Annotated in this window: 2 protein-coding genes; both read left to right on the plus strand. The window is 66.8% G+C overall.

Annotated elements, in window-relative coordinates:
* A partial coding sequence (locus AKN83_RS38005) for a response regulator (RefSeq protein ID WP_157113770.1) occupies positions 1-308 on the plus strand: 308 nt, incomplete at its 5' end.
* A 22-nt stretch (positions 309-330) separates the two neighbouring features.
* A complete protein-coding gene (locus tag AKN83_RS38010; RefSeq protein ID WP_063695760.1) occupies positions 331-801 on the plus strand; it encodes a chemotaxis protein CheW in 471 nt (156 codons plus the stop codon).
* Positions 802-910 lie beyond the last annotated feature (109 nt).

A 910-nucleotide genomic window follows, 5' to 3' on the forward strand; every position in this document is an offset into this window, starting at 1 on the left:
GCTACAAGGTGCGGACCGCACCGAATGCCCAGGAAGGGCTCGCGGCGCTGCGCTCGGGGCAGGCGTTCGACGTCGTGCTGACCGACATCGAGATGCCCGAGATGAACGGCTTCGAGTTCGCCGAGAACATCCGCAGCGACCACAACCTGGTCGGGCTGCCGATCATCGCGCTGTCGGCGATGGTGTCGCCGGCGGCGATCGAGCGCGGCCGGCAGGCCGGCTTCCACGACTATGTCGCCAAGTTCGACCGTCCCGGGCTGATCGCGGCGCTGAAAGAGCAGACCGCCGAACTGCGCCGGGCGGCCTGAGCGGATGCAAGGAAACCAATCGATGACCAGCAAGACCGAGACCAGTGAGGGCGCGATGGCCGAATACGTCACCGCCGTGATCGGCGGGCAGCTGTTCGGGCTGCCGATCTCGCGGGTGCAGGACGTGTTCATGCCGGAGCGGCTGACGCGGGTGCCGCTGGCCTCCAGCGAGATCGCCGGCGTGCTCAACCTGCGCGGCCGCATCGTCACCGTGGTCGACATGCGCGCCCGGCTCGGGCTGCCGAAGGCCGACGACGGCCAGTTGCCGATGGCGGTCGGCGTCGACCAGCGCGGCGAATCTTACGGCCTTTTGATCGACCAGATCGGCGAGGTGTTGCGGCTGCCCGACGACGGCCGTGAGGACAACCCGGTCAACCTCGATCCCCGCATGGCCAAGCTCGCCGGCGGCGTCCACCGCCTCGACGGCCAGCTCATGGTCGTCCTCGATATCGATCGCGTGCTCGAACTGGTGCCTGATGCCAAGGCGGCCTGAGACGGGCCGATAGAACAGAAGAACTGAAACATCCCGCCGGGGATGAGGAAGTAGAGGTCGCAGATGAGAACGTGTCTTGTTGTCGATGACTCCAGCGTCATCCGCAAGG

This window comes from Bradyrhizobium embrapense, from assembly GCF_001189235.2.
GTDB classification, from domain to species: domain Bacteria; phylum Pseudomonadota; class Alphaproteobacteria; order Rhizobiales; family Xanthobacteraceae; genus Bradyrhizobium; species Bradyrhizobium embrapense.